The organism is Paenibacillus sp. FSL H7-0326 (assembly GCF_001955535.1).
Lineage (GTDB): Bacteria > Bacillota > Bacilli > Paenibacillales > Paenibacillaceae > Paenibacillus > Paenibacillus shunpengii.
The window spans coordinates 1,970,028-1,996,840 of sequence record NZ_MPVN01000001.1; the positions used below are offsets into that span (position 1 = coordinate 1,970,028).

Below are 26,813 nucleotides of genomic sequence, written 5' to 3' on the forward strand. Positions count from 1 at the left end.
TGTATTAAAACCCCTTCATCCTGTAACTTTAATATAACAAACGCATAAATATAACAATTGATGAGAAAGAAGGTAACACAATGTCGAAGGTCGTACAAAGCAAAAACTTTAAGTACATTGTACTCGCTCTTTTATTTCTCGGCTGGTGTCTAGGCAATCTCGATCGGTTTGTGATGAACTATGCCATTGTAGGGATCACACAAGATCTGGGTCTCAGCGCGTCCGCCCAAGGAATCATTCTGAGCAGTTTTTTCCTCGGCTACGCTATTATGCAAATTCCGGGCGGGGCACTCGCTGACCGTTTCGGCTATCGGAAAGTCATTCTCGTCTCTGTCTTCGCCTGGTCCATCTTCACCATCTTGACCGGCTCAGCCTGGTCTCTGTTCTCACTCATCTTCGTCCGCTTCCTGTTCGGGATTGGAGAAGGCAGCTTTTTTCCATCTGGATCAAAGGCCATTGCTACCACTTTCCCGATAAATCAGAGAAGCAGTGCGATGTCAATTATGCTCGCCTCCGGTGCAATTATGGGTGTTGTAACTCCGATCCTTACGAGTCAGGCGCTTGAAACCATCGGCTGGCGGACCCTGTTCTATATCATCGGTGCCGTAGGAATTCTGGTTACAATCCTTATGTTCTTCCTATTAAAAGAGCCGGCTCAGCCTCTGCAATCGGAGGCAGTTCCTGCGCCTAAAGAAAAGGTGCCATTTAAGGTTGTTCTTAAAACCCCTATGATCTGGAACCTGTTTATCGGTTACTTCAGCATTTATGCCGTGAACTGGGGGCTGCAATCCTGGATGCCTACTTATATGGTCAATGTCAGAGGGCTGGATATGACGCAAATGGGTCTACTTTCTGCTATTCCGGCTGTCATCAGCATTTTCACCATGCTGCTCAGCGGCTATATACTTGACCGCATTCCCGCAGGTAAAGATCGGATTATTGCTTCCGTATTCGGCATATTCGTGGCCCTTTTCCTGTACTTGATGAGCACTGCCGGCAGTATCGCCATGTTCATTACCCATCAAACTATCGTTACAGCACTCGCTGGTTTCATTTCAACACTCATTATTTCAAAGTCCCTTAAAACGATGCCGGAAACGGTAGTAGCAACTGCAAATGGATTCATCAATACCGGTGCTCAGCTTGCCGGCTTCCTTACGCCAATGCTTATAGGCTTCCTGGTTGAAGCTTCAGGCGGATCTTATACTGCAGCCTTCGTGATGCTGATCGCATTTGCTGTAATCTGCTCCGCTTCACTTATGCTGTCACGCCGTTCTGACAAGATCAAACCAACCGATATTCAGCCAACCACTGTGTAAGTTGAATCATGCGGTTATGATTCAATAACCTGCTTACAATAATCAATTACTGCCAATAGAGAGGTGTATTCCTATGACAACAACGATCGATTTAAGCAAGTATGTATCTGACGCCATCGAAGGAAAAAGCGAGCTGTTCACTAATGCAAGCGACCAGGTATGGTCTTTTGCAGAAACCAGATTCGATGAATTCCAATCAGCCAAGCTTCTCATTGAAATTCTAGAAGCCGAAGGCTTCTCAATAGAGAGAGAAGTCGCTGGGCTTGAAACCGGATTTATCGCCTCCTATGGGACAGGCAGTCCAGTCATCGCCCTGTTAGGTGAATATGATGCACTGACAGATTTGAGCCAGGAGGCCGGGATTGCTGCGTTTAGTCCTGTCACTGTTCGCGGAAACGGTCATGGATGCGGGCATAATCTGCTTGGTGTCGGGGCACTTGCAGCAGCTGTCGCTGTGAAAGACTACCTTCAGGATCATCCCGGTACAAGCGGAACAGTCCGCTTCTACGGCTGTCCTGCCGAGGAAAGCGGATATGGCAAAACCTATCTTGCCCGTGAAGGTTACTTCAAGGATGTGGATGCGGCGCTGTCCTGGCATCCCCACTCCATGAACGCGGTTATGCATGGCAGCTCGAATGCTGTTATTCATGGTACTTTTACTTTCAAGGGGATCAGTGCCCATGCAGCTGCAGCCCCTCATCAAGGACGAAGCGCCTTGGATGCTGTTGAGCTCATGAACATCGGGGCGAACTATATGCGCGAGCATATGATTGACCAGGCGAGACTGCACTACGCAATAACAAATTCAGGCGGATTTTCACCAAATGTGGTACAGGCAGAGGCCGAGGTGACCTACCTGGTCCGCGCTCCTAAGACACATCAAGTACGCAGCCTGTTCGAACGGCTAATCAAAATTGCTGAGGGGGCTTCCCTCATGACCGAAACACAAATGGAATTTAAATATGAAGGTGCCTGTGCCAACCTCATTCCGAACAGTACGCTCGAAAAAGTGCTGCATAAGAATTTGACTCAATTTGGAGTCCCTGAATATGAAGAGGAAGAATATGCCTACGCCAAGGCTATTTATGAAACTTTGCCCCTTCAAAATAAACAGGAAGCAGAAGCTATGGTTGGGCCCCAGCTTGCAGGTGTGCTAACCGAGCGGCCGCTCCCCGGCTTTATCGCACCATTCTCTGACGATAAAGAAACGTTTATGAGCGGGTCAACGGATGTGGCTGATGTCAGCTGGAACGTACCGACCGCACAGTGTGTAACAACAACAATGGCGTTCGGAACCCCCCTTCATGCATGGCAGACAGTAGCGCAGGGCAAGAGCACTTATGCTCACAAAGGAATGCTGCTCGCGGCTAAAGCGATGGCGGCAACAGCGATTGAATCCATACTTGATCCAAGTATCGTCGCCGAAGCAAATAAGGAATTTAAAGAAAGATTGGGCGGCGAAGTGTACGACTGTCTTGTTCCACAGGATGTGCAGCCCCCAAAACGAGGAGCTTGATCGAATTGAGATTTAAAGACGTTTTTTCCATCATAGGTCCGGCCATGGTCGGACCGTCCAGCTCCCATACTGCGGGTGCGGCACGTATCGGACGTACAGCAAGACAACTGTTTGGAGAATGCCCGGCACATGCTGAGATCAAGATGTTCGGCTCGTTTGCGGCAACATACCGCGGGCACGGCACGGATACAGCTATCGTTGGAGGACTACTGGACATGAATACGGATGACCCAAGACTTCCTGATGCCTTTGTTCATGCAGAAGCGGCTGGAATGGACACTACCATTGGCCCCGGAACCGGACTCTATCCTCATCCCAATACAGCTGAGATTATCCTGACAAATAAAGGGGGAGACCGCCTGCTTAACTTGGTGGGTACTTCGATCGGAGGCGGGAATATCGAAATCGTTCGGATCAACGGCTATCACCTAAAGATGACGGGGCTGTATCCAACACTGATCCTTCGCCATATTGACGAGCCAGGCGTTATCGCCGTAGTTACCAGAATGCTGGTTGATGCCGGCATTAATATTGGTCATATGTCTGTCGATCGAAAAAACCGCCGCGGTGAAGCCATGATGGTCATGGAATGCGACGGTAAGATCCATTCACCCTTGGTTGAACGAATAAAGACTTTACCTGAGATTCAGGAAGTTAATCTTCTCATCTTGTAAGCAAGCCCCATTTTTCTGTATCTCATGTATAAAGGAGTCTTACGCTTATGAACTTTCGAACATTAAAACAACTGGCAGAGCTGGCGGAATCCAGAGAGCTCTCCCTTGGCAGACTCATGCTGGAGGAACAATGTCTGGAATCAGGCGAGGACCAGGATGCCGTATTTGCTCAAATGAAGGAATACTACGAAATTATGAAAAAAGCGGTCCATCAGGGACTGCATACCGATACAACCTCCAAGAGCGGGCTAACCGGAGGAGACGCTAGAAAAATGCTAAGTTATCGTGAGAACGGACAATCCATGCTCGGAGATCATGCAAGCTTGTCGATGACTTACGCTCTTGCGGTATCCGAGGTCAACGCTTCCATGGGACGGATCATTGCGACACCGACGGCCGGCTCCTGCGGCATTATTCCCGGCGTGTTCATCAGCAGCCAGGAAAGGTTCGGGTGGACGGATGAACAAATGGTTTACGGCTTGTTCGCTTCCGGAGCCATAGGTTATGTGATCGCAAATAACTCCTTTATCTCTGGAGCAGAAGGCGGTTGCCAGGCGGAAGTGGGATCCGCCATCGGTATGGCAGCAGGTGCCCTCGTCGATATTCGAGGAGGATCACCTGCTCAGGCGATTCATGCTGTAGGACTTGCCTTGAAAAATACGCTTGGCTTGATCTGCGATCCAGTGGCAGGCCTGGTCGAGATCCCATGCATCGTTCGCAACGGATTCGGCGCCATTACGGCACTCGGAGCAGCCGACATGGCACTGGCCGGGGTTCGAAGTATCATCCCTTCGGACGAAGTGGTTCAGGTCATGCTCGAAGTGGGATCGGCCATGCCTGAATCGCTGCGGGAAACAGCTGGCGGCGGCTTGGCTCAGACCCCGACAGGTCGTAAGATAACAAGAGATTTGCAGCATAACCCATATTAATTCTCACAGCTCAAGTATTAGTTTCTTGAATAATGAAATGAATAATCAACAAGTAAATGAAATTCCTTTGCATAAAAGAGGCATCTTTCCCAAGGTCTATAGACCTGAGAAGGATGCCTTTTGTTCATGATCTTTTGTTATAATCTTCCTGCGGCCTTCACCTTAACCAGCAGTGCATTCCCTGGCAGGTAAGCGAGTGGAATATCCTCGGTAAAGACGATTTGGACAGTCTCCCGGTCTGCTCCTGCCCGAACCGCCTGCTCTACCGCATAACTGCGGGCATCTTCCATTACTTCATCATAGGTCAGTTCATCGAGTGAATAGATGCGTTCCGTTTCCCCGCTCACTTCGCCAAGAGCTGCACCAATTGCATTCGCCGCACCATAATATTCTGGGCGAATAATGCGGGCCACACCCTCAAGCTCCTCCGGCACCAATATACTTCCACCGCCAACCAGAATGACATCGACTGGCGCACTACTCGACTTCATTCGGTCAATAGCATCCTCAATATCGGTCTTCATGATTTCATCTGCTTGGATACAGATTGCCTCGTCAATCCCCTCGATTTGAGCGCCTTCCCACTGTGTCCTGCCGAGCTTCACCACGACATCCGTCGCCGTCAGCGTATCTCCACCGAAGAGGGTACCCCGCTTCGTCAGCTCATAACCGACACTGTCAGGCCCTACGGTAACAATGAGCCCACTCTCGCTATCGCTTGATTTCTCCGTACGGACAATCGTTCCTCCCCCAATACCAATGGATAGAATATCCGGCATTCGGAAGTTCGTTCTTACACCACCCAGTGTTACAGCAGCAGAGGACTGCCGTGGGAAGCCTTGGCTGAGAACGCCAATGTCCGTTGTCGTACCGCCGATATCCACGACCAGTGCGTCACTCAGTCCAGATAAATGTGCAGCTCCACGGATCGAGTTGGTCGGTCCGCACGCAATCGTCAATATGGGATAACGAAGTGCATAATCACTGCGCATCAGCGTTCCGTCATTTTGACAGATATAGACACCGGCTTGAATGCCGAAGCTCTCAAGCGCTGCTTCGAATCCCTGGACTACACCCGAAATGACACCAAGAAGAGCGCCGTTCAATATAGAGGCATTCTCCCGTTCCAGGAGACCGATGCTGCCAATTTCGTGGGAGAGGGTTACTACCATGTCCTCACCGAGCACTTCTCGAACAATCTCCGCGGCCCGCTTCTCCTGTGAAGTGTTCACTGGAGAGAAGATACCGCAAATAGCAACGGATGCTACCTCACCCTTCATTCGCTCACACAGATTTCGAATTTCCTCCTCATCCATATCAACAATGGTGCGCCCGTCATATTCATAACCACCTCTGGCCATATAGGCATGATTGCCGATCACAGAGGCAAGAGTTTCATCCCAGCCCGTTAGTGGAGGAATGGTCGTTGCCGCAGGTGCTCCGATCCGAATGAGTCCGACTTTGCCCAGATTCTTTCTTTCCACGATCGCATTCGTACAGTGTGTCGTTCCCAGCATGGCATACTTGATGAATGCAGGGTTCACCGTGCTTTCTTCCAGCAGCTTGCGAACGGCTTCAACTATACCCTCATTCACATCCTTCGTGGTATGCACCTTCACCGTATGAATCGTATTCAGCCTGGAATCAAGCAGTGCCGCATCGGTATTCGTACCGCCTACATCAATACCTATGCGATATAATTCCGCACCAGTCAGCTGCACTTCTCTCTTTAAATTCATAGCTGATCCGCTCCTTTCTTCGCTGCCAGCTCTTCAATTGGCACATAAGGAACGTCATAGCCGAAATACTTCGGTCCAACGGTATCAAGGCCCTTCGGCGTTCGCCACTTCGGATCGCAAGGGAAACCGACAGCCGTGATCCGGGCACCATACTTCAGGTTCTCTGTCGTAATTGGCATACCCGTATCTTGGTCTAATAGAGATATCAAATCTGGGGTTACAGCAAGAGATTGCTCTCCTTCTACCGCCAGCAGGAATTCATTCTGGAAAAACAGCTTCATCGTCCGGCCTTTATGCTCGCCAGTACCTTCAAAGGTCGCTTCACCACGCGTGAAGCCTCCCTCCATCCGGCGGCGGATATCTGACGCCTTGCCATGGAACAAGGCATACCCGTTCAACTGCTTAAGCAGTGCTTCGATGGGATGCTGCTTCTGCTCCTTCGATTCAAACAACGTTTTGCCAATCTCATATGCAAGAGATAACGTATGTGGAATCACACTTTTCTTCATCTGTGCACCGGTTGCCGGGTAATCGCAGATCGATGCGGAGCCGCCCATCTGGATCGTGACCGCCCGGGCCATCCGTTCCTCCCATATGCCGTCAATTGCATGCATCAGCACCGCATTTCCCCGTTCATCCGCCATCGTAATCGGACTCGGGTCCATACCATCGAGATAAAAGGTAACCATTTGTGATTCCGGGAAAGCCCGGCCCATCGCATCCGCATCGAGCACAGGAATGCCCCGCTCTGCTGCCGCAATGACCGGAATAAGTGAATTGCCTCCTCCAACCTCAATCGGCATAAGAGCGGTAATCTTTCTGCCAAGCTCTTTTTCAATCAGATCTAATGGCTTACTCATCTGCTCGTGCGCCGGAATTTTCTCATTCATCACCGTTGGCGCACCAATCATAGAGAACGGCACTACTAGATCATCATCTCCGAGCTCCTCAGGAGAGACCACTGTTACCGGCCCGTATTTCTTAATGGCTCCTATAGCCATCAGTTTGCCGATATGCGGATCGCCGCCGCCCCCTGTACCGAGGACAGCTGCACCTACTGCAATATATTCAATCGCTTCTTCTGTAAGCTCTGTAAGTCTATTCATACGATTTATGCTTGTCATGTTGTCATCCTTTCTTGCTGAACACCTTAGCGACCAGCCACTGCACTACAAAAGCGAAGAGGAAGCCGTCAAGTGCAGGAACCTGCGTAAGCTGGAATAGGCCGAGCCCGTCCGGCGCTGCTGTCGTCATGTATGCAAACAGGCTGGATACGGCCCATACAATGAGTGATCGCACCATCCAATTCTTGTTCTTATCCAGACCCTCAAACGTAAATTTTGATCTGTCCACGAGTAAATATTCCGCTGTGTAAATACCGCCGATCGGGGCGATCAGCATCGTAATCAAAGTGAGAAACGAGAGAAAGCTGTCATAAATGCCGAACACCCCGAGCAGGGTTGCAACCAGACCTGCCACAATGGTAATAACGAATTTGGGTACTTTGGAGAACACAACCGAGAATCCAAGCGAAGCCGAATACAGGTTGTTCGTGTTCGTCGTCCACTGGGCCAGTGTCAGCACAATAATGGCGGGAAGTCCAAGACCGATCGTAAGGAATATCCCTGTAAGATCACTTGAATCCATCACTCGGGAGAGGAAGATTGCAATGACGGTCATGAAGCTGTTCCCTACAAAAAAACCGACAAATGCGGCCATTATCGCATGCTTTGGCGTTCTTGCCCAGCGCGCAATATCCGGTGAGAGCACCGTTCCCAGCATAAATATACCGATAACGAGTGAGATCGCTGTACCCATAGGTATTGGCTGTGCGCTGATCGGCGCCCAGATGGCAGTTGTTCCATTCATATGAAACGCCATATACAAGGCAATTAAAATAAAAATCACCAGCAGTGGCACGGACCACACGCTGAGCTTCTCAATCGCACGGTAGCCCCAGATCGCCGTAGACATCATCAGCATGCCGCCGATGAAGGACAACAGGCCAAGTGACAGGTTGACTCCCCATATTTCATGAAGTGCTGTTTGCATATTGCTGGCAAAAAATCCGGTCTGAACACCAAACCAGCCGAGCGAGGAAATACCAAGCACTACAGATATAATCCGTGCTCCCCTATTTCCAAACAAGAACCGGCTTATCATGGCTGTGGAGAGCCCCGTCTTTGCCCCTACATAAGCACACAGCGCGCCGATGAGACCCAAAATTAAGGACCCTATAAAGGTTGCGGTCAGCGAGCTGGACAATTTCATCCCTGCTCCGAGCTCTGCACCTAGAAACATAGCAGACAGGTCGATTCCAATCGCAATCCATACGAAGGCCATGGTCAGCCATTTCTTACGCAGATGCTGCGGCACCGGCTCCCGTTCAAAGTCTTCTAATATTTTTGCTTCGTTGCTGTTCTCAATTACGCTTTTTGCCTCATTCATGTCAAGATCCCCCTTGGTTGAACCGGCTCTTAAGTTGTCGTCACGTACTCTGCACTTCTCCAGAACACGTCAAAGGCATGTTCCAGCTTACGTTCAAAAACTTCCTTGGAGCCGTAATAGAAATACTGCATAGCAAGTCCGTCCATCAAAGTTAAGAAAGCATCCACCAGCGGCTGTATCTTCTGATCCGGAATGAGATTCTCCTCCATACCCTGTACCATAATGCTCTCCAGTACCTGAGTTAGCAGCTGATCTGAGTCCGCAAATGCCGCCTCCACTTCCTGTTTGAGAAATAAAGGAGGAAACAGGAGTGTCCGAATGACGAATAGATTGGTTTCCGTGCTCTCCACGTAGAACTCATACTGTCTTGCAAGTACGTTACGAAGGGTGGTCTTGGCATCCGCCCGTACCTTCGAAGTATGCAGTTCCTGAATAAACTGGTTATATGCTTGCATAGCCTCCTTAAAGGCCGAGATGAACAGATCCTCTTTATTGGCATAAAAAGCATAAATGGCCGGTGTTTTCACTCCGACTGCCTTTGCGATTTCAGATAGTGCTGTTCCGTCGTAGCCCTTCTCTCCGAACAGCCTGATGGCGGTATCTCTCAACTTATTTCTGGTCGTCAACAATGTCACATCCTAGTTTTAATTAACGTTAATTAAGTGAATTATACGTCTACGTGTATAAAAATACAACAGGTATTATTTTTATTGTATTCTCTATACCCCTTTGCGCATTTTACGTCCCAATCCTTATATTGAAGTGTTAAATCTCGAAGAAATTTGAATTTCAATTAAAAATAACGGTAATATTAGCCCTAGCAAGACATGATGCTTAATATGAAATGAATGAAGAAAGAAGGAGATAACATGAAGGGTTGGGAATTTACGACGACAAATGTGCCGCTAAAATTGGTAGAGAAGCCAGATCCCGTAGCAACTGAGGGCCGCGTTGTTATTGAAGTTAAGGCAGCGGGTCTATGTCACTCCGATGTGGGTGCATTACGTGATGAGAAGTGGCTTAATATCATTGAAAAGAAACCCATCATTATGGGCCATGAAGTGGCAGGCATTATCACTGAGGTTGGTGAAGGGGTTACGGATTTCAAGGTGGGTGATCGCGTCGGCGTCTGTCCAGTGAGTCTTGTAGGCATGGGTCCTGGATACGGATATGACGGCGGTTATGCAGATAAAGTATCCGCACCGGCAATTGACCTTGTTCCTATTCCTGACGGAGTAACCTTTGCACAAGCAGCGGCAGGAACCGACGCTGGCATGACATCCTATCATGCGATGTTTAAACGTGGCGGAGCGAAGCCAGGCATGAAAGTAGCTGTGATCGGGATCGGCGGACTTGGACAGATTGCAGCACGTGCAGCTGTTGTAGCCGGCATTGAGGTACATGCCGTAGATGTAAGTCCTAAAGCACGTGAATTGGCTGAATCCATCGGCGTGAAGGCCGTTTATCAGGATATTAAAGAGCTGGCTGACATTGCTCCTGATTTAATCGTAGACTACGCTGGTTTCGGCACAACTACAGCTGGAGCCATTGATGTGGTAGCCCCTGGTGGCACCGTTGTTCTTGTCGGTATGGGCAAACTGGAATCCACGATTAACACGGACCCATTGATTCTGAAAGCAGCGAGCCTATTAGGCAGCGTGGGCGGCGATAAGTATGATATTGCTGAAGTGTATAAGCTGATGGCATCTGGAGACATATCTCCTGCAATTACCGAAATTACCTTTGATGAGATTGGCGAAGGACTCGGCCGTCTGGAACGTCATGAAGTAACAGGGCGTCTCGTTGCCATTATGTAATAGTCAATATATAAATAGGCCTCCAAGCGTAAGGCTGAGAGGTCTATTTATATTGATATTGATATCTCATTTTCATCGGCTGGCTATAAGCCTATCCCCCTTTAAGTGAAGCACTCCGATATTCGGAAGGTGACATGCCAACCATCTTCTTGAAGACACGGCTGAAGTAATTCGGGTCCCTGTATCCGATCCTCTGACTAATATCCTTCAAAATATGGCGGGGATCACTGAGCAGCTCCCGAGCTCTTTCGATTCGAATTCCTGTCAAATAATCAATGAAGGTTATACCGCATCTCTCATGAAAAATCTTACTGAAATAATGAGGATTCAGTCCCGCATAATCAGCAACTTCCTCCAGTGACAGCTCCGTTCCGTAGTGTTCAGCAATATATACCTTTGCTTTTTCGATACTGCCTCTGTATTCATCCGCATACCATGTGTCCAGTGCATCCAGCACAAGATCCAATTGAAATAGAGCATGCCTGCGTATATCTTCGGCGTCATTCAGATCGTGAAATCCACCAAGCTTAGGAAGAGATATCCCCTTCTCCTTCAACTTGCTCAGCATTTGAGCAAACAGCTTGTTCAGATCATGCTGAACCCTTGCCGCCTGATATCTTGTCATCTCAAGCAGCTCGTTCATGTACTGGGAAAACACGACCCTTGCCTCCTCCACGTTCCCGCGTCCCACCATAAGCAGCAGCCGCTGCTCACAAGCATGAGGATAAGGGTATGATTCCTCCGTCCCAGCGGGCAGATCCTCATAGAAACAGCTGCAGAAGGCACGCGGTTCACCAGATGCGAGCACAGCCTCTTGATAAGATCTCATCCAGCCTGCCCTGCTGAGCCTCAGCATTCCGATTCCTGCCGTCATCCCGCTTGAAGGAAACATACGCTGCGCTTCCTGCAGCAGGCTTCTCGTTAGATGAGCTGCTCTTGCACGAACAGAGAGGCCGCTTCCATTATTCATCCGATCAGGAAACATCAGCAGCGGAAGATGCTGTCCGATGAACGGTCCTGCAAGACAGAAGCCATATGCCGACGTGCGTTTACGTATCCAATCCTGAATTTGAAATAAACCTTCCTGCCCCTGCTCCTGATTCAAAACAACCCTCAGTACACAGGCATATCCGGCTGAATCTGCTGAAATACCTGCTTCTTGCTGCCAACTCATAAGTTCTACACCGAGCGTTCGTGATTGACAGATGGAGGATACCCAATCGGTTTCGAGCAGTGCCTTTGTCTGTTCCGCCTGATGTCTTAGCGCATTGATGTGTGAAAGCTCTCGTCTGTCTTCATCAATATCCTTCATCACCGCTTGAATTGCGCTCACAATTTGATCTTTCTTACAAGGCTTTAGCAGGTATTCCTTCACCCCGTACTTCATCACGCTCCGCGCATACTCAAATTCATCAAATGCCGAAACCATGATCACCTTGGTGTTAGGCAGACTGCTGTACAGAACGGATACAGCTTCAATACCATCTGTCCCTGGCATTTTAATGTCCATCGTAACCAGATCAGGCAGCAGCCTTTCCGCCATCTCGATGGCCATTCTCCCATTCTCCGCTTCGCCCACGACCTCAACATCGGGCAGATTTCTCTCTACTATCATTCGGAGAGCACTGCGTTCAATCAGTTCGTCATCCACGATAAGCATCTTAAACATAGGCGGCTTTCTCCTCCTTCGTGCAGGGCAGCTTCAATCGAATAATCGTCCCCTGTCCCGGGGACGATTCAATATCCATGATGTCTTCACGCTGGTAGTACAGCCTGAGACGCTTCAGCACATTTGTAAGTCCAATACCGTTTGCAGAAGGCGGCGAGGGTACGTTCTCCGTCCACCGCTGCTCTTCCCTTCCTGCACTATATCCTTCAGTCGTTTCATGCCCAAGGGTTACTGCGGTTGTTCCATCAGGGGGCACAGATTGTCTGAGCAGCTTCGATATTTGTTCTTCTTTCATACCTATACCATTATCACGAATTTCAACAATGACAAGGTCATCCTGTCTATAGATATGCAGTGACAGCTCACCACCATCCTCATAAGACTCAATTCCATGCACAAAGCTGTTTTCGATGAGCGGCTGAATGGTCAGTGAAGGTACTACATAGCTAAGACAGGACTCATCAATCGTCTCGGAGAAGCGAATCCGCTCACCGAATCGCATTTGTTGAATGTAAAAATACTCCCTTACAATGGCGATCTCGTCCCGCAGCACAACGTCGTTATGCATTTTCTTCAAGTTATACCTCAGCAGCGCCGAAATAGAGTCCACCAGATCACTTGTCTTCTCTGCCCCTTCTACATAGGCCATTTTGGATACCATATTGAGCGTATTGAACAGAAAGTGAGGGTTGATCTGATTTTGCAGACTCCGAATCTCCATTTTCTTGACAAGGGCATCCAGCTCTGATTTCTGCTTCATTTCTGCCACGAGCTGGCGGATATTCGCACACATTCCATTAAACGTCTCCGCCAGAAACTGCAGCTCATCCCGGCTGTTCACCTTCACTTCGCTTACCGCCAGATTCCCGCGCGAGATTTGCCTTGCTGCCGCCGATAACCGGCGAATGGGATTCGTTATCCCTTCCGAGAACCAGAACGTAAACAGGGTGCATAATAGGGCAGCAGCCAAAAAAGCATACACGGCCATATTTTGCAGATGCTCATTCTTCGCGTTCATCAGGTCATAAAAGGTCTGGTAATTGGACAGCTCGCTGTTAATCAGCTTCAGCGTCGTATCCTGGATGAACCCGGCAGTCCGATCTGTTTGTGTCATTCGTTCATAGTAAGCCGCCAGATCAGTACCTCTTGCCTGATCGATGGTCTGTCTGCCCTGTTCTAAAAAGCTCGAGATCATATTGCTGTAATTCTTAACGAGCACGTAATTCATGTCATTTTCAATTTCGGGCAGTATTGTGGAGTTCAGCTGCCCCAGCTCATCTGCCTGGCGTTCATAATTCTCAAGCAGCTCAGGGTCAGAAGCAGAGCTTTGAACAAAAGCCTGAATGGAGCCGCTGACCTGCACCGTACGCTGATTGATTTCGTTGAGCAGAAAAAAGCGTTTCAATATCTGGTCATACTGAGTGAGAGAGTTGCTGTTATTTTGATACAAATACAAGGCAAGGGCGGAAATAAGAACGATCAGCACGGTGAAGAACAGCATCAGCTTTGTTTTGATGTGGATCATAGACCTCCGTCCCCTCCCTTGTACATCGGCAGATCGTCCTTTCGAATAATGCGGGCATCCGTGTTATACACACTGACAATCCGCTTGCCGCCAAGATAATCCAGCATCAGCTCCACGCCCTCCGCTCCCATTTGATAGGGCTTCTGTACAATGGATGCAGTAACAATGCCCTGGTTAATGAGCTCTATCGTTTCCGGAAGGTCATCAAATCCGAATACTCGAATATTCATTTGCTCGCTGGCTTGGGAATCCTGACTCCTGTCACTGAGCATTTGAGCGATCCCCATCGCATCCAGGGCACTGGTACCAAAAAAAGTATCCAGCGCTTCATGCTCCCTGGACATCGTATAAGCGGCGGACGCGGAACCGATCCGGTCGATATTCGATTCTTTCATGTCGAGGATACGAATGCCATCCTCCCGCTTCACCGCATCCAGAAATCCACGGACACGATCTTTTAGATTAGCCGCATGGAAGCTTCCGGTTACGATGCCGACGTTCGCATTACCGCCAGTATCCTGAATCAGTGCTTTTCCAGCCATGAACCCTGCTGCGTAATTATCAGTCCCCACATAAGCAAGACGACGGCTGTCCGGGGCATCGGAATCAATGGTGATCACCGGAATCCCCATATCCATGGCCTGACTTACAATGGAAATAAACTGCTCATCATCAAGCCCTTGGGTCAGGATGCCGTCGATTTTGGAGGCTACCGCCATTTCAATCAGTCGGATCTGCTCACTGACGCTGGCTTCCACAGGACCAATATATTCAAGTGTGGCGTTGTTTTGCTCTGCTGCACTTCTTGCGCCATGCTCAATCAGGCGCCAATAGGGATTATCGAGCTCCTGCGAAATCAGAACCAGATGGACCTCAGGATCATGTGAATGAGTGATGGAAGACATGCCGGACTCATAGTGAAGCGCTTTCAATAGATGGAACAAAGATATCGACACCGTCAATAGAAGCAGCAAGACAATCAGTATATAATGCGGCCGTATCCGTGGCTTGAACAAGCGGGAGCCCCCCTCTTAACCTGGCTAGGTATGGAATGATAAATGTAAAAAAGCCCTTATAGAGAGCCGGTTTGAGGCGGCTCCCTATGCTGAGCTTAATCATTTCCATCACAAATCGCAATCCTTGTTTTATATGAGCAAACTAACCTTTGACAGAACCAGCAAGCAGTCCCCTGATAAAATATCTTCCGAGCAAAATATAGACGATCAGCGTCGGCAATGCCGCCAGAACCGCTCCTGCCATCTGTACATTCCAGTGGACAACCTGACTACCGGACAGATTCTGCAGTGCCACCATGATCGGCTGCTGGCTCTGCGTCGTCAGTGTGACCGCAAACAGGAACTCATTCCAGATGTTCGTAAACTGCCAGATGCCGACGACGACAAAGCTCGTCACTGACAGAGGAAGAATAATATGCCTGTAAATACCGAGGAACCCCGTCCCGTCGATCTGTGCCGATTCTATAATTTCATTCGGGATACTTACATAGAAGTTGCGGAAGATCAGCGTGGATATAGGCAGACCATATATGACATGCACCAATATGAGTCCTGGCAGTGTATTGTACAGCTGAATCTGCTGCATGAATTGAATGAGCGGAATCAGAATGCTCTGGTAAGGAATAAACATGCCGAACAGAATCAGCGTAAAGATCATTTCCGAGCCTTTGAACCGCCATTTGGCGAATACATAACCGTTCAGCGACCCAAGAAGAGCGGACAGTATCGTTGCCGGAATGACGAGCAGCATACTGTTCCACAAATGCGGAGCCAGTCTTTCAAAAGCTTGGCTGTAGCCGGACAAGTCGATTCTTTTGGGAAAAGACCACATTTGATTCAGTGTGATCGCATCAATGGATTTAAAGCTGGTGATAAGTACGACATAAACCGGAACCAGAAACAGGACGGCAAACACAGCGAGCAGCGCATATACGAAAAAGCGGGAAAGTCTTCTCTGTGCCACGCTCTAATCCCCCTTTCGGCTGGAAATGAGGTAAGGTACGATGAGGAACGAGACGAACAGCAGCAGCAGAATGGCAATCGCGGACCCATTTCCGTAGAAGTTGCCGCGGAATGTCGTTTCAAACATATAAACGCCTGGCATATCGGTGACAAACATCGCTCCAGGGCCCGTCATCGAATAGACAAGGTCAAAGATTTTCAAGGAAATATGTCCAAGAATGATAACAGCACTGACGATAACAGGCTTCAACAGCGGCAAAATAATGGAGGTGAAAATCTTGCGCTCTGTAGCTCCATCTACGCGTGCAGCTTCGAATAAATCCTCCCCGATTGCCCGAAGACCGGCGAGCAGCATCGCCATGGTATAACCCGCCATCTGCCATACAGCTGCAATAATGACTGCAACCAATGCGACAGGAAAACCGAATTCAATCTGTCCCATTTTGAAAAAAGATATAATCTCTGTACTGACATACCATTTGGGAGGACTGGATACACCAAGATTTTGCAGCAAAATATTGATTCCCGAGGAAGGATTCAGCAGCCATTGCCAGACCACCCCGGTTACGATAAAGGAAACGGCCATCGGAAAAATGAAAATGTTGCGAAAAAAGCCTTCACCTTTAATTTTCGAATTCACCAGCATCGCGAGCAGCAGCCCGATCGCCAAGCACGCGAAGATGAAGAGCACGGTAAACATGATCGTATTGCGGATGTCGGATTGAAACCGGAAATCCTGGAATAGAAAAGCGAAGTTCTTGAGTCCGGCAAAGGATAAATCCTTCACAAGACTGTTCCAGTTACTAAGTGATACATATCCCGTCCAGCTGATGAAACCGTATACAAAGATGCCGATTGCAATCAGAGAGGGCATGAGCAGCAAGATCGCCCATACGGTATCAGGTATTCTTTTTTTGCGAAGAGTCGATGGTGTTCCCATTGTATTCGCTCCTTTCTATCCTGATTATAGAATCAGGGAGCTGACTGCAATGCTGGACTATCTTCAGATGATCTGGACATTTATGAGCTTACGCGATTGGCCAGATGATACAGATGGGTAGCTCCATTTGAAAAAAAACAGCCTCCCCGGATCATATGGCCGGGAGGCTGCCTGGTAGTCAATTACAATCCTTGGGAGGCTGCTGACTTCAATCCCTGCACTGCCTGCTCTACGTCTCCGCCGGTAACGAAAATATTGATGACCTGATTCGCCTGTGTCAGGAATCCTTCAGAAGCTGCAGATCCGTGCGCAAGACTTGGTGTAAGCGCACTGTTCTTGAAATCCTCTATCGTTTCCTTGCCGTACACGTCGTACTTCTCTACATCAGCATCAATACGGGCAGGAATGGATCCTTTCTCCGGATTAAATGCATCCTGTCCTTCCACAGAGCCCAGTACCTTCAGAAATTCCTTCACCGACTCGGGATCCTTCACTCCAGTTGGTAATCCGAACGTATCCGTGATCACCATGAAGCTGCCGTCTGTACCCGGTGTAGGCGCGTATCCAAAATCAACACCTACCTCAAGCTTCAGGTCCCCCGTGAAATAACCCTTTGCCCAGTCTCCCATCACGTTCATGGCAGCCTCTCCGCTGGATACGAGCTGAGAAGCGTCCTGCCAGTTGCGGGCAGCATGGTCTTCGTTGACATATGTCAGCATTCTCTTGAAGGTTTCGAGCGCTTCCTTCACCTTCGGATCGTCAAAGCTGAGGTCTCCTGTCCACAGCTGTCTGTAACCGTCAGCACCGAGTGTACCGAGAAGCACCGTCTCAAATAAATGCGTTGCCGCCCAAGGCTCCTTGTCTCCAAGTGCCAGCGGTGTAATGCCTTTTGCCTTCAATGCATCCGCTGCCGCAAAGAACTCATCGAACGTTGTCGGCACGGTTAGTCCGTTATCATCGAACACTTTCTTGTTATACCACAGCACATTGCCCCGATGGATATTAACCGGTACAGACCAGATGCTGCCATCACTGCTGACGAGATCGATCAAATCCTGAGGGAACTTATCGTTCCACCCTTCCGCTTCATACAGCTCATTCAGCGGCTCCATCTTGCCAGCCGCCACCCAGCCCGAATTGAGCTCCGAACCGCCGTGAACCTGGAATGTCCACGGAGGATCTCCCCCTTGCATCCGGCTGGCCAGCACGGCCTTCGCATTCGTTCCTGCCCCGCCGGCAACAGCAGCATTAATAACCTCAATGCTCGGTTGTTTATCCTTAAATACTTGAATCAGTGCTTTGAGGCCTGCTTCTTCTCCGGCACCCGTCCACCAGCTGAAAATTTCAACCTGCTTACTGTCCGTCGAAGCAGGCGGTGCCGTTCCTTCTCCTCCGGTGGCTTCGTCCCCGGCAGGCGCCGAGGTTGAACCCGAACTGCATGCGGATAAAGCCAGTGAACCTAGTAGTGTCAGCGTTAGCCATACTGGTGATTTCTTCACATCAACACTTCCTTTTCATTTCGTTAGGATAGATGGTTATACTTACACTCACTTGCTTGCACCTCAGATTATAAGCCTCAAAATGTAAGCGCTATACTGGATTATGTTCAGGTCATCTGGACTTTATTTAGGGGGATATCCTTGATTGCTCAATAGCTGCCACAGAAGGCAGGCCTACAATCTGCAGCCCAGTTAATCGCTAATAATAAAAAAAAAGAAGCTCCAGGCATGGGTTATCATGCATGAAGCTTCTCTAATTACGAACGACCTCTTATTCATTTAGAGAGACAGAGAGACTATTATGTTACTCAAGCTGCAAAGAACCTCACAATCTCTGGACAAGTCCCTCCAGCTTGACGGTCCAGCTGCCATCCTGCGGGAAGCCGGGAGCATCACCGTAAGGTCCGTCAATCCAGCCTGCCGCCATCAGGGCGACGGCTGCAAGGAGTCCTCCATTGCCCGGTAAATAGGCCAGCAGATCATCCCGCTGATAATTGTGCCCATTTTTCAAATACGTATTTTTCACCTGATCCATGAGCAGCATGTCTACGGCGAGGTCACCTTCGCCCAGTCTCGCCGCTGTCATCGCGGCCGTTGGGAAATCCCATCCCCATGAAGTTTCCCACCGCCACGCTTCTCTAACTCGGTGCAGAGTAGAGAGCATAACCGACCGGTCGATCAGCTTGCCGGGCAGCACACCAAGCGCTGCCAGCATGGACGGGTGATCTATATTCGCCCTTGTATACGTATCGGTGCATAACTCATGCGCCTCATATACTCCATTCACCGGCTCAGGTACCGATAAATGCTCCAAGACATGACGCCACTTGGGCTCGTCTGGCAGCCCAAGTCTCTCCCGCCACAAGAGTGCAATCTCAAGACCATGCCGCCAATATTCTAGTTCATATACGGGATTCATCGTCTCGCTGCCCCTGTGGTTCTCTTGTGCCGGGATAACGGGCGGACCGAGCACGTAACGCTGCCCCGGCTCATCCCATACCGCGAAGGAAGCCATAAATTCTGCAGTTTCCATTACCATTTCCTTGTACCGTTCGAGCACCGTTTCACTCGGATCTGCCTGATAGCAGAGATAAGCGAGATCAATCGGATGCGGCTGCTGCCAGATCAGCAGCGTAGCGACGCTGGACGGGCTCTGATTCCCTTCCGGTCCCACCATCTTCGGCCATCGGGCACCGGTATATCCTTGTGACCCTGCCAGTTCTCGTGCCTTAGGCAGAATCCTCTGGTACCAGGACAGGCTGCGCTCCAGCAGATGAATTCTTCCCCACTGGGCAAAGTGTGCGGCATGCCACCAGTGCATTTCGAGGTGGGGCTTACCAAACCAGCTGTTGTACATCAGTCCGGTCTCCTGTGGGGGAATTGTGCCTGCGGAATGCAGCGCTGTCTGATATTGAGACAAGATGATTCTGCGCTCCAGCTCGGCAGCCCGCGGATCACGGCTGCCCGCGAGCTCAATGGCCCCGCCGCTCTTCCAGAATTGCTCCCAATGTACGGTAGAGAAAGAACGGATAGCTTCGGCGTTAGCCAGTTCCTTGACCTCGTCTGCTGAAAGTGCATAACTGAACGTCAAATCGAGCTTCGATAAGGAGCTGTTCGGAACCAGGCGATAGGCATGCCGGCCGAGCTGAACAAGTTCGCCGTCAGTCCATGCGAGCTTCACTACATACTTGTCTTCGTCCATGATTCTCCGGATCTCAGCTCCATGCTGATCTGCATGATACAGCTCGCTCTTATGCCCTTCTTCGGTCTCCCAGTTCAGACCTATACTGCTGCCCCAGCCGCGGGACTGCGGGTGGGGAGCAGGAAACCGGACGGATACAAACAACCTGCCTTGCTCGATGAGCTCTGACTCTACGGTCAACCCGATCTGATCCAGCCGGTCATGGCAGCTGGTGAGAACGGTAACAGGTACTCCCTCTACACGGAACCGGCTCGTGATGATTCCGGTCCACAAATCAAGCTCTTGTTCAATGTCGCCAATGTCCTGGAGCCGGATTCGGCTCCCTTCCGAGGATAGCAGTTCAAGCCCGATGACACCGAGCTGGACTCGGTGCGGATTCTGTCTCAGCCAGTGGAACACCTCCTCCTGACCGGCAGCATCGGTTGCATATCCCACTTGGCGTCCGTGCGTTTCAAATGAACGGAGCTTTACATCCTCGTACCGATACAGATCATGCCCGCCCGTACTGTGCCATCCCCAATTGGACTGGGTTCCTAACGGAAACTTATACTCTTCAGGGAAGCTTTGCATACCGGTAATATCTACGGTGTAGGCAAACTCCCCATTCCCTACAGACAGGGGTGATAGGGTCTCGGCCTGCCGCAGCACCGGATTATGCCGGGTGACAAGCGATTTGCGATCAATTTTTTGCATAGGGCTAAAAGTCCTCCTGCTATTTTTTTGATGCCCAGCATGTTTTGCGAACCAATCAATGAGGCGGTACCTTCTCGAATCATATTAAGCGGTAAGTACTGTGCTTATGGCGGACGGCCTCATTGAATGTGAACCTGGTTGCTCCGTTATTGCTGGTAGCTCTGTACCTTCTCATACCATTCCTGTGCCCGCTTCGTGACCTCTGCTCCGCCGGAGCTGTTCCAGCGCTCCACGAACTCATCGAATTTCTCCAGCGGCCATTCACCGATTACGATCTTGGACAAATATTCCTGGAACAGCTTATGAGACTGAATATCCGGATATCCTTGGTATACAGACGAAGGCAATCCGTCTCCCGCAATACGGCGGGCATCGGCTGTTGCCACTTCGAAGATGTCCTTGACCATCTGAACCTGATCCTCCGGGAAGGTCTGTTCAATACGAACATCCATGGTCTCCTTCGTATTGTAATTCAGCATACCCAGCCCAATCGGCGTATTGTCATCCGCAGGGAGCAGCTGTTTCTTGCCGTCTACCACTTCATGGTGCACGCCTTCAATACCGAAGCGAATAAAATCCTCGTTCGCCGGATCGTAGAAGAAGTCAAGCAGCCTCAGTGATGCCTCTGCCTTGTCCTCGGATACCTTCGGAATCATCCACTCCGGCTCGCCTACACTTTTTTGGGTGACATAGCCTTCGTATCCTTCCACGGTCGGGATCGGCATTCCTTTGACGACGGCTTCTGGGGCAAGCGTCTGGATCGCGGCCAGCCGCTCCTTCAAGTTCCCGGGCAGATGATACCAGCTGCCGACCAGATTGTTGTTAATCTTCGCTGTCCAGATTTCACCTTTGTTCAGGAAGGTCTCATTATCGAGCAGCTTCTGTTCGTACAGATCACGTACAAAGACAATGGCATCCTTCATGTTCTGTGTAACACCTGCATACTGCAGCTTGCCGTCGTAAATATCCCATTCCGGCTTCCCTTCCCACATTGCCACGCCGTACATGGCGAACAGATGATCCATCCAGGTTCCGAACTCCCGGCCTGTCGTTGGAATCTCATCAGCCTGACCATTGCCGTTAGGATCCTCGTTCAGAAAAGCCTTCAATACTTCGACGTATTCTTCCTGTGTTGTCGGCATTTCGAGCCCTACAGCGTCCAGCCAGTCCTGCCGAATCATCGGTGCACGCTCTGGAATCATATAGATCTTGGGAACATAATAAATCTTACCGTCCGGTGAAGCTGAACGTACAATATCCCAAGCTTCCTGAGGAATGCGCTTCCATAAGTTCGGAGCATGCTTCGGCAGCAAATCGTCGAGCGCAAGAGCGCCATTCTGCGAGATCAGCGTCTGCTCTACGCCACCCACCGGTCTCATAATATCCGGCAGATCACCGGAAGCGATCATCACGTTCATGCTTTCCACCGGATCACCGCCTGACGAGGTTGTCTGCAGATTATACTGCACTCCCGTCCTCTCTGCGATATACTGCACATGCGCATCATCCGGCGTTGGCAGCTTGCCCTTGCTCAGGTGTGTCTTATAGACATCCACTACTACATAATCCGGATTGGTCGGCGCAGCCGAGCTGCCTGTGTCCGTATTGCCGCTGCAGCCAGCCAGCACGGTCGTCATCCCTAGCGTCAATGCCAGAACAGACCGAGTCCATCCTTTATGAGTCCACTGATTACGATTCCACAAGTGAGATCTCCCCTTTATTAATAGGTTATATGACCCGCCATTTACACCATTCGCGTAGTTCCAAATCATAAATTCATCACATGCAGTGATTCGGCCGGATGGGCTAGCCCTTTAATGAACCCAGCATCGCTCCTTTGACAAAATATTTTTGCAGGAAGGGATATACCAGAATGATCGGTGTCGCCGCAAATATAATGGTGGCCGCCTTCAGCGTTGTAATGTTGTAATCGAAGCTGCCGAGCATATCTGTCACACTCAGCATTTCCGGCGATACAATATATTCCCTCAGCTTCACTTGAAGCGGATGGAGATTCGGATCTCGGATGAACAGAATGGCCCGCTGGAATGTGTTCCAATACCCTACGGCATAGAATAAGCTGACCGTCGCAAGTACGGGCTTCGATAACGGCAGGAAGATCTGGAACAATACTCTGAAATCATGGCAGCCGTCGATCTGTGCCGAGTCAGACAATTCAGCAGGTATACCCATGAAGAAGGTACGAATAATGACCATGTTGAACGTGCCGATCAGTCCCGGAATAATCAGCGCCCAGATGGAATCCAGCATTCCGAGCGATTTGACTGTCAGATAGAACGGGATGAGCGGTGCATTGAATATCATCGTGATTACAATCCCGAACATGACATGTCTCTTGATCATGAACTTCGGATGCGCCAGCGGATAGGCGGTGAGCACGGAGAATAGGACACTAAGCAGCGTACCCACCACGGTAATGAAGATCGTGACGGCAAACGAATTCCATAAATCCTGCCGGTTCAGAATGTACTCCCACGCTCCGAATGTAAATTCGACCGGGAACAAGAATACTTTCTTAGAATCCGCCGCAATCGGCGAACTGAAGGACATGGCCAGCATTTGCACGAGCGGTGCGAGCATCGTAAAAGCAGCCAACGTCAAGAAGGTGTAATTGACGACCTTGAACACTTTTTCTCCAAATGTACTTTTCATCACCACAACCCCTGCTCTGTTTTTCTCGCAAGCCGATTAAAGATATAGAGCAAAACAAACCCAATGACGGACTGGAACAGACCAATGGCTGTTGTCATGCTGTACTGCCCCTGAAGCACCCCTGCCCTATACACATAAGTCTCGATAATATCTCCCACCGAATACGTCATGGGTGTCAGCAGGTTAAATATTTGATCAAATCCAAGCTCCAGGAAGTTACCGATATTCAGCAGGAACAGTACTGTAATGGTCGGCAGCAGAGACGGCAGCGTAATATAGATGGCCTGCTTCCATTTGCCGGCACCGTCGACGACGGCTGCTTCGTATAGATTAGGATTAATCGCCGTGAGTGCTGCAAGATAAATAATCGTTCCCCAGCCCACTTCTTTCCAAATCCCCGACAGGATGACGATTGTGCGGAAAGCTCCTTCCTGCTGCATAAACAGAACAGGCTCATACCCGAACCAGCCACGGATTACGTTCACAAGTCCGCCAGTAGCCAGCAGCTCGAATACAATACCGCCCACAACAACCCAGGACAAGAAATGCGGAAGATAAAAAATACTCTGATACGTGCGCTTCATGATTCTCCCAGCAACCTCATTGAATAACAGGGCGAGAATAATGGGCGCCGGGAAGCTGAACACAAGCTGGTAGAGCGCAATGAGCGCCGTATTACGGAGCACGTTCCAGAAATCCGGATACGTAAAGATGAACTTGAAATTATCGAAGCCGACCCAGGGACTGCCCCAGATCCCATTCATAATCTGATAATCCTGAAAGGTAATGATGCTGCCAGCCAACGGAACATATTTAAATAAGATGTAATACACAATTCCCGGCAGGATCATGAGGTAGAGCATCCAGTACTTGCGGACATTATGCAGGTAAGGACGAATGGATCCTCGTTTTGGTGTGGAATGAGACACCTCCGGTTTCGCTGTGATGTCAGCCATGTGTGTGTTCGCCCGCCTTTCCTCTTCTATAGTCGTAATGCCACGAGGGACACCCTCAATTTACGACTGAAGGGACAGATCGGCAATCGACCATTCCGCCAAAATATGGACATAAAGAGAAAAATCCACCCTTCTGCAGTATTTGCTCATAGGGTGGAGCTTCGGTTCATCATGTTTTGATCAAACAGAATATTTTTTGTATTTCATATGCTCTCTGTATTTACCGGGCGTAATATCCTTCAGCTTGCGGAATACACGGATGAAGCTGTTCTCATGCTGATAGCCGACCATTCTTGCAATCTCCGCCAGCTTGTAGTCGGTCTCGATCAGCAGCTCGCCGGCTTTTTCCACACGCAGCTTGGTAAAATAATCGTGAATCGTCTCTCCCGTCTCTTGCTTGAACAGCTGGCTCGCCAGACTGACACTGATATGAACAGAGGAAGCAATCTCCTGTACCCCTACATTCCCGTCCAAATGCCGTGTCATAAAATCAATCATCTGCTGCACCATCACAGCTTCCCTGCTGACAGCAAGCGATGCAAAATGATCTGCCAGCCTGCTCGTATATTCATAGAGAAGCTCCATCATATCCGGCAGATCAAGCGTATACAGCTGGCGAATCTGAATGACTTCCTCCGGATCGGCCCCTTCCTTGGACACCTCCAGCTTCATCAATCGCTGACGAATATGGGTGAGCATGCCCGTCACCTCCGAAGGATACCATCCTTCTGTCCTCATCTGTTCCTCCAGCTTGCTTAACATTCGAGTAGCCTGCTCCTTCGAGCCTGACTCTACCGCCTGGAGTAATCCCGAAATGATGGATTCATCCTCTACGGAATCGGTCCGCTCATGGGAGGCTACTTCTTCAAAGGTAATGACCGTCCCATACCCTTTATATAAACGGTAGCTTAGTGCATTCTCTGCTTCATAATACGCACGCTGCAGCTTCATGACGTTTTCTGCCTGATGGCTGATCCCGATCGACACTTTGGTCTGCAGAATATCCTGCAGTATCGGAAGAATCTGGCCGAGCTCTGATTCGATCGGCTCCTCCTTATCCACACTGGACTGGAGCACGAGGGCCAGCTTATCCTTGCCTAGATCCACACTGACACTGCGGTAGGATGGAGCAAGCAGCTCCTCTGCGATATTATTCATTGCATATTTATATAGAAACTGATCATTGTCACTCCATTTATCCGCCCATTCCGAATATCGATCAATGGATATCAGCACGACACGAAGCGGTCTGTTCGTCCATTCCTTAAAATATTGACTCCACCTTGCTTCCATCTCTCTCCGCCCGGACAAATTACCCATGAAAATATCCTGTACGAACTTCGATGAGGCTTCTGCCTTCGTATGACGGATCTGCTGAGACAGGTCTTCATGTGCCCGCAGCAGTCGGACGGTAATATTCTCAAGCTTGCCTAGATCGAGACTGTTCTCTTCACGTTCATAATTTTTGAGAAGGGAATGCAGCCGGCGAATGGGCTTGAAGGTCACCGCATGAAGCTGAATGATCAGCCAGGCTCCAAGCACCAGCATAATGAGGGAGACCAGCAGCACGACGCTGCGGATCTTCTTGGAATTTGCCAATATATCGTCCTGAGAAGCAACGGAAACATATCTCCAGTCGGTCAGAGGAGAAGGATTGTAGGTCAGCAGCAATGACTCCCCGTTCAGCTTAACATCATCGTATCTTTGATCTCCCAGCTGCTGTGTGTGCACATAGATATCGGAGGGCTCAGCATGGGCATCCCCGATCTGATACACCAGATTCCCTTCGCTGTCTAGAATATACTGGGCACTCTCGATCTTCGAAACAGCACTTGGTCTCATCTGCGCGAACAGCTCTGACTTGTTGAAATTCAGAGCAAGTATGCCCTTCATCTCGCCTTGGACGACAATTTTTCGAAAATAGGTAATTTCGTTCGTTCCGTTCTTGCCGCTCCCGCCTGCTGCCGTTCTCGATTTGACAAGCATGGTCTTCTCCTCAAGCTCGCTCCCTACGCTCACCCAGTCGGAATCCGGGAATGTGCTGAACCGGGAGCTGTAGCCCATGGGATACGATACAAAGCTCTCTTCATCTGCATTAAAAATGTATGCGCTTTCTATAATGGGTGAATTAATGACCACATATTTCAAATACTCAATGAGCTGCCGGATTTCCGTTTGCGTGATCTGCTCCCCCTTGGAGAGGTAGCCATATACACCCGAATGCAGTGCCATCTTGATGGCTGTGCTGTCCGTATCCTTGATATAATCCTCGATAAAATTCATCTTATCGCTGAGCAGCTGGTGATGCATCTCGCTCAGTTCACTTTGGAGCACCGACTTGGATGTGTAATAGGAAGTCAGGCTGACCGCAAGTATAATGACGAACACCGCAATGGTCAGCGCAAAAACAAGTCTCGTCTGAGTCGTTGAGAGTAATGCGCGGAGCGAGTTTGACACTTTGGACATCATTCGCCTTCCCCCATCCTTTATTCGCTTGGATATCCGTATCGTCTAATTAACATATTCTTTCCATATGTTATCACAACTTGTATGGCTGTCGTTCACAAAAATTTAAATTTTTACCTATTTGAATCCATTTCATCATACCTTTAGCCGCTTCAATTGAATCCATCTTTTAATGATTTATGAAATGGATTCGTGTGAAAAAGAAATAACCGGACTTCATAGCCCGGTTATTTAGCGAATTCGTATAGGCGGCTCCAGCATACCTCCCG

Annotated in this window: 20 protein-coding genes; 5 read left to right on the forward strand and 15 right to left on the reverse strand. The window is 49.5% G+C overall.

Features of this window, described 5'->3' with window-relative positions:
• Nucleotides 1-80: 80 nt before the first annotated feature.
• The 4 genes from BK126_RS09510 (at nucleotide 81) to sdaAA (ending at nucleotide 4,438) form a co-directional block, all read left to right on the forward strand.
• Nucleotides 81-1,319, forward strand: a complete 1,239-nt coding sequence (locus BK126_RS09510; RefSeq protein ID WP_076312294.1) for an MFS transporter — start codon at nucleotides 81-83, stop codon at nucleotides 1,317-1,319.
• A 73-nt stretch (nucleotides 1,320-1,392) separates the two neighbouring features.
• A complete protein-coding gene (locus tag BK126_RS09515; RefSeq protein WP_090726651.1) occupies nucleotides 1,393-2,835 on the forward strand; it encodes an amidohydrolase in 1,443 nt (480 codons plus the stop codon).
• A 5-nt stretch (nucleotides 2,836-2,840) separates the two neighbouring features.
• Nucleotides 2,841-3,509: an L-serine ammonia-lyase, iron-sulfur-dependent subunit beta gene (gene sdaAB, locus BK126_RS09520; RefSeq protein WP_076312295.1), complete on the forward strand. Its 669-nt coding sequence runs from the start codon at nucleotides 2,841-2,843 to the stop codon at nucleotides 3,507-3,509.
• A 47-nt stretch (nucleotides 3,510-3,556) separates the two neighbouring features.
• The gene (gene sdaAA, locus BK126_RS09525) at nucleotides 3,557-4,438 is read left to right on the forward strand and encodes an L-serine ammonia-lyase, iron-sulfur-dependent, subunit alpha (RefSeq protein ID WP_076312296.1); all 882 of its coding nucleotides are present in this window, start codon (nucleotides 3,557-3,559) and stop codon (nucleotides 4,436-4,438) included.
• A gap of 137 nt (nucleotides 4,439-4,575) precedes the next feature.
• On the opposite strand, the gene BK126_RS09530 is transcribed toward sdaAA, so the two are convergent.
• From BK126_RS09530 to BK126_RS09545, 4 genes are read right to left on the reverse strand one after another with little or no spacing between them, the layout of a single operon-like run.
• Nucleotides 4,576-6,177: an ROK family protein gene (locus BK126_RS09530; RefSeq protein WP_076312297.1), complete on the reverse strand. Its 1,602-nt coding sequence runs from the start codon at nucleotides 6,175-6,177 to the stop codon at nucleotides 4,576-4,578.
• On the reverse strand, nucleotides 6,174-7,301 hold the full coding sequence (locus BK126_RS09535; RefSeq protein ID WP_179085529.1) for an S-methyl thiohydantoin desulfurase family protein: 1,128 nt from the start codon (nucleotides 7,299-7,301) through the stop codon (nucleotides 6,174-6,176). The genes BK126_RS09530 and BK126_RS09535 overlap by 4 nt, the downstream gene beginning before the upstream one ends.
• A gap of 4 nt (nucleotides 7,302-7,305) precedes the next feature.
• Entirely contained in the window at nucleotides 7,306-8,625 is a 1,320-nt protein-coding gene (locus tag BK126_RS09540) for a cytosine permease (RefSeq protein WP_076312298.1), read from the reverse strand.
• Between the two features lie 29 nt (nucleotides 8,626-8,654).
• The gene (locus tag BK126_RS09545) at nucleotides 8,655-9,251 is read right to left on the reverse strand and encodes a TetR/AcrR family transcriptional regulator (RefSeq protein ID WP_076312299.1); all 597 of its coding nucleotides are present in this window, start codon (nucleotides 9,249-9,251) and stop codon (nucleotides 8,655-8,657) included.
• A gap of 243 nt (nucleotides 9,252-9,494) precedes the next feature.
• Between BK126_RS09545 and BK126_RS09550 the strand changes: the two genes are divergently transcribed.
• The gene (locus BK126_RS09550; protein ID WP_076312300.1) at nucleotides 9,495-10,442 is read left to right on the forward strand and encodes a zinc-binding dehydrogenase; all 948 of its coding nucleotides are present in this window, start codon (nucleotides 9,495-9,497) and stop codon (nucleotides 10,440-10,442) included.
• A gap of 91 nt (nucleotides 10,443-10,533) precedes the next feature.
• Here the strand turns inward: BK126_RS09550 and BK126_RS09555 are convergent, their stop codons facing one another.
• The 11 genes from BK126_RS09555 to BK126_RS09605 form a co-directional block, all read right to left on the reverse strand.
• Entirely contained in the window at nucleotides 10,534-12,111 is a 1,578-nt protein-coding gene (locus BK126_RS09555; RefSeq protein WP_076312301.1) for a response regulator, read from the reverse strand.
• Nucleotides 12,104-13,636 (reverse strand): sensor histidine kinase, encoded by a 1,533-nt coding sequence (locus tag BK126_RS09560; protein WP_083655785.1) that lies wholly within the window; start codon nucleotides 13,634-13,636, stop codon nucleotides 12,104-12,106. Before BK126_RS09560 ends, BK126_RS09555 begins: the two co-directional genes overlap by 8 nt.
• Entirely contained in the window at nucleotides 13,633-14,652 is a 1,020-nt protein-coding gene (locus BK126_RS09565; protein WP_076312302.1) for a sugar-binding protein, read from the reverse strand. The genes BK126_RS09560 and BK126_RS09565 overlap by 4 nt, the downstream gene beginning before the upstream one ends.
• A gap of 142 nt (nucleotides 14,653-14,794) precedes the next feature.
• Entirely contained in the window at nucleotides 14,795-15,616 is an 822-nt protein-coding gene (locus BK126_RS09570) for a carbohydrate ABC transporter permease (RefSeq protein WP_076312303.1), read from the reverse strand.
• 3 nt (nucleotides 15,617-15,619) lie between these two features.
• Nucleotides 15,620-16,555, reverse strand: a complete 936-nt coding sequence (locus tag BK126_RS09575) for a carbohydrate ABC transporter permease (RefSeq protein WP_076312304.1) — start codon at nucleotides 16,553-16,555, stop codon at nucleotides 15,620-15,622.
• A gap of 182 nt (nucleotides 16,556-16,737) precedes the next feature.
• Complete coding sequence (locus BK126_RS09580; protein WP_076312305.1) at nucleotides 16,738-18,054, reverse strand: ABC transporter substrate-binding protein; 1,317 nt, start codon at nucleotides 18,052-18,054, stop codon at nucleotides 16,738-16,740.
• A gap of 325 nt (nucleotides 18,055-18,379) precedes the next feature.
• Nucleotides 18,380-20,449: a glycoside hydrolase family 65 gene (locus BK126_RS09585; RefSeq protein ID WP_076312306.1), complete on the reverse strand. Its 2,070-nt coding sequence runs from the start codon at nucleotides 20,447-20,449 to the stop codon at nucleotides 18,380-18,382.
• Nucleotides 20,450-20,595: 146 nt separating this feature from the next.
• A complete protein-coding gene (locus tag BK126_RS09590) occupies nucleotides 20,596-22,086 on the reverse strand; it encodes an extracellular solute-binding protein (RefSeq protein WP_076312640.1) in 1,491 nt (496 codons plus the stop codon).
• 169 nt (nucleotides 22,087-22,255) lie between these two features.
• Nucleotides 22,256-23,122 carry a carbohydrate ABC transporter permease gene (locus BK126_RS09595; RefSeq protein ID WP_076312307.1) on the reverse strand — a complete coding sequence of 289 codons (867 nt, stop codon included), beginning with the start codon at nucleotides 23,120-23,122 and terminating at the stop codon, nucleotides 22,256-22,258.
• On the reverse strand, nucleotides 23,122-23,985 hold the full coding sequence (locus BK126_RS09600; protein ID WP_256209881.1) for an ABC transporter permease: 864 nt from the start codon (nucleotides 23,983-23,985) through the stop codon (nucleotides 23,122-23,124). The genes BK126_RS09595 and BK126_RS09600 overlap by 1 nt, the downstream gene beginning before the upstream one ends.
• Before the next feature lie 273 nt (nucleotides 23,986-24,258).
• A complete protein-coding gene (locus BK126_RS09605) occupies nucleotides 24,259-26,547 on the reverse strand; it encodes a helix-turn-helix domain-containing protein (RefSeq protein ID WP_076312309.1) in 2,289 nt (762 codons plus the stop codon).
• Between the last annotated feature and the right edge of the window lie 266 nt (nucleotides 26,548-26,813).

What these genes read in the sequence shown, in the direction of transcription:
- BK126_RS09600 (WP_256209881.1), bottom strand. Translation starts at nt 23,985, where the DNA reads ATGCTCTACCTCATGATCCTGCCGGGAATTGTGTATTACATCTTATTT.
- BK126_RS09550 (WP_076312300.1), top strand. Translation starts at nt 9,495, where the DNA reads ATGAAGGGTTGGGAATTTACGACGACAAATGTGCCGCTAAAATTGGTA.
- BK126_RS09585 (WP_076312306.1), bottom strand. Translation starts at nt 20,449, where the DNA reads ATGCAAAAAATTGATCGCAAATCGCTTGTCACCCGGCATAATCCGGTG.
- sdaAA (WP_076312296.1), top strand. Translation starts at nt 3,557, where the DNA reads ATGAACTTTCGAACATTAAAACAACTGGCAGAGCTGGCGGAATCCAGA.
- BK126_RS09555 (WP_076312301.1), bottom strand. Translation starts at nt 12,111, where the DNA reads ATGTTTAAGATGCTTATCGTGGATGACGAACTGATTGAACGCAGTGCT.
- BK126_RS09595 (WP_076312307.1), bottom strand. Translation starts at nt 23,122, where the DNA reads ATGAAAAGTACATTTGGAGAAAAAGTGTTCAAGGTCGTCAATTACACC.
- BK126_RS09590 (WP_076312640.1), bottom strand. Translation starts at nt 22,086, where the DNA reads ATGACGACCGTGCTGGCTGGCTGCAGCGGCAATACGGACACAGGCAGC.
- BK126_RS09535 (WP_179085529.1), bottom strand. Translation starts at nt 7,301, where the DNA reads ATGACAAGCATAAATCGTATGAATAGACTTACAGAGCTTACAGAAGAA.
- BK126_RS09560 (WP_083655785.1), bottom strand. Translation starts at nt 13,636, where the DNA reads ATGATCCACATCAAAACAAAGCTGATGCTGTTCTTCACCGTGCTGATC.
- BK126_RS09530 (WP_076312297.1), bottom strand. Translation starts at nt 6,177, where the DNA reads ATGAATTTAAAGAGAGAAGTGCAGCTGACTGGTGCGGAATTATATCGC.
- BK126_RS09510 (WP_076312294.1), top strand. Translation starts at nt 81, where the DNA reads ATGTCGAAGGTCGTACAAAGCAAAAACTTTAAGTACATTGTACTCGCT.
- BK126_RS09540 (WP_076312298.1), bottom strand. Translation starts at nt 8,625, where the DNA reads ATGAATGAGGCAAAAAGCGTAATTGAGAACAGCAACGAAGCAAAAATA.
- BK126_RS09605 (WP_076312309.1), bottom strand. Translation starts at nt 26,547, where the DNA reads ATGATGTCCAAAGTGTCAAACTCGCTCCGCGCATTACTCTCAACGACT.
- BK126_RS09515 (WP_090726651.1), top strand. Translation starts at nt 1,393, where the DNA reads ATGACAACAACGATCGATTTAAGCAAGTATGTATCTGACGCCATCGAA.
- BK126_RS09575 (WP_076312304.1), bottom strand. Translation starts at nt 16,555, where the DNA reads ATGGGAACACCATCGACTCTTCGCAAAAAAAGAATACCTGATACCGTA.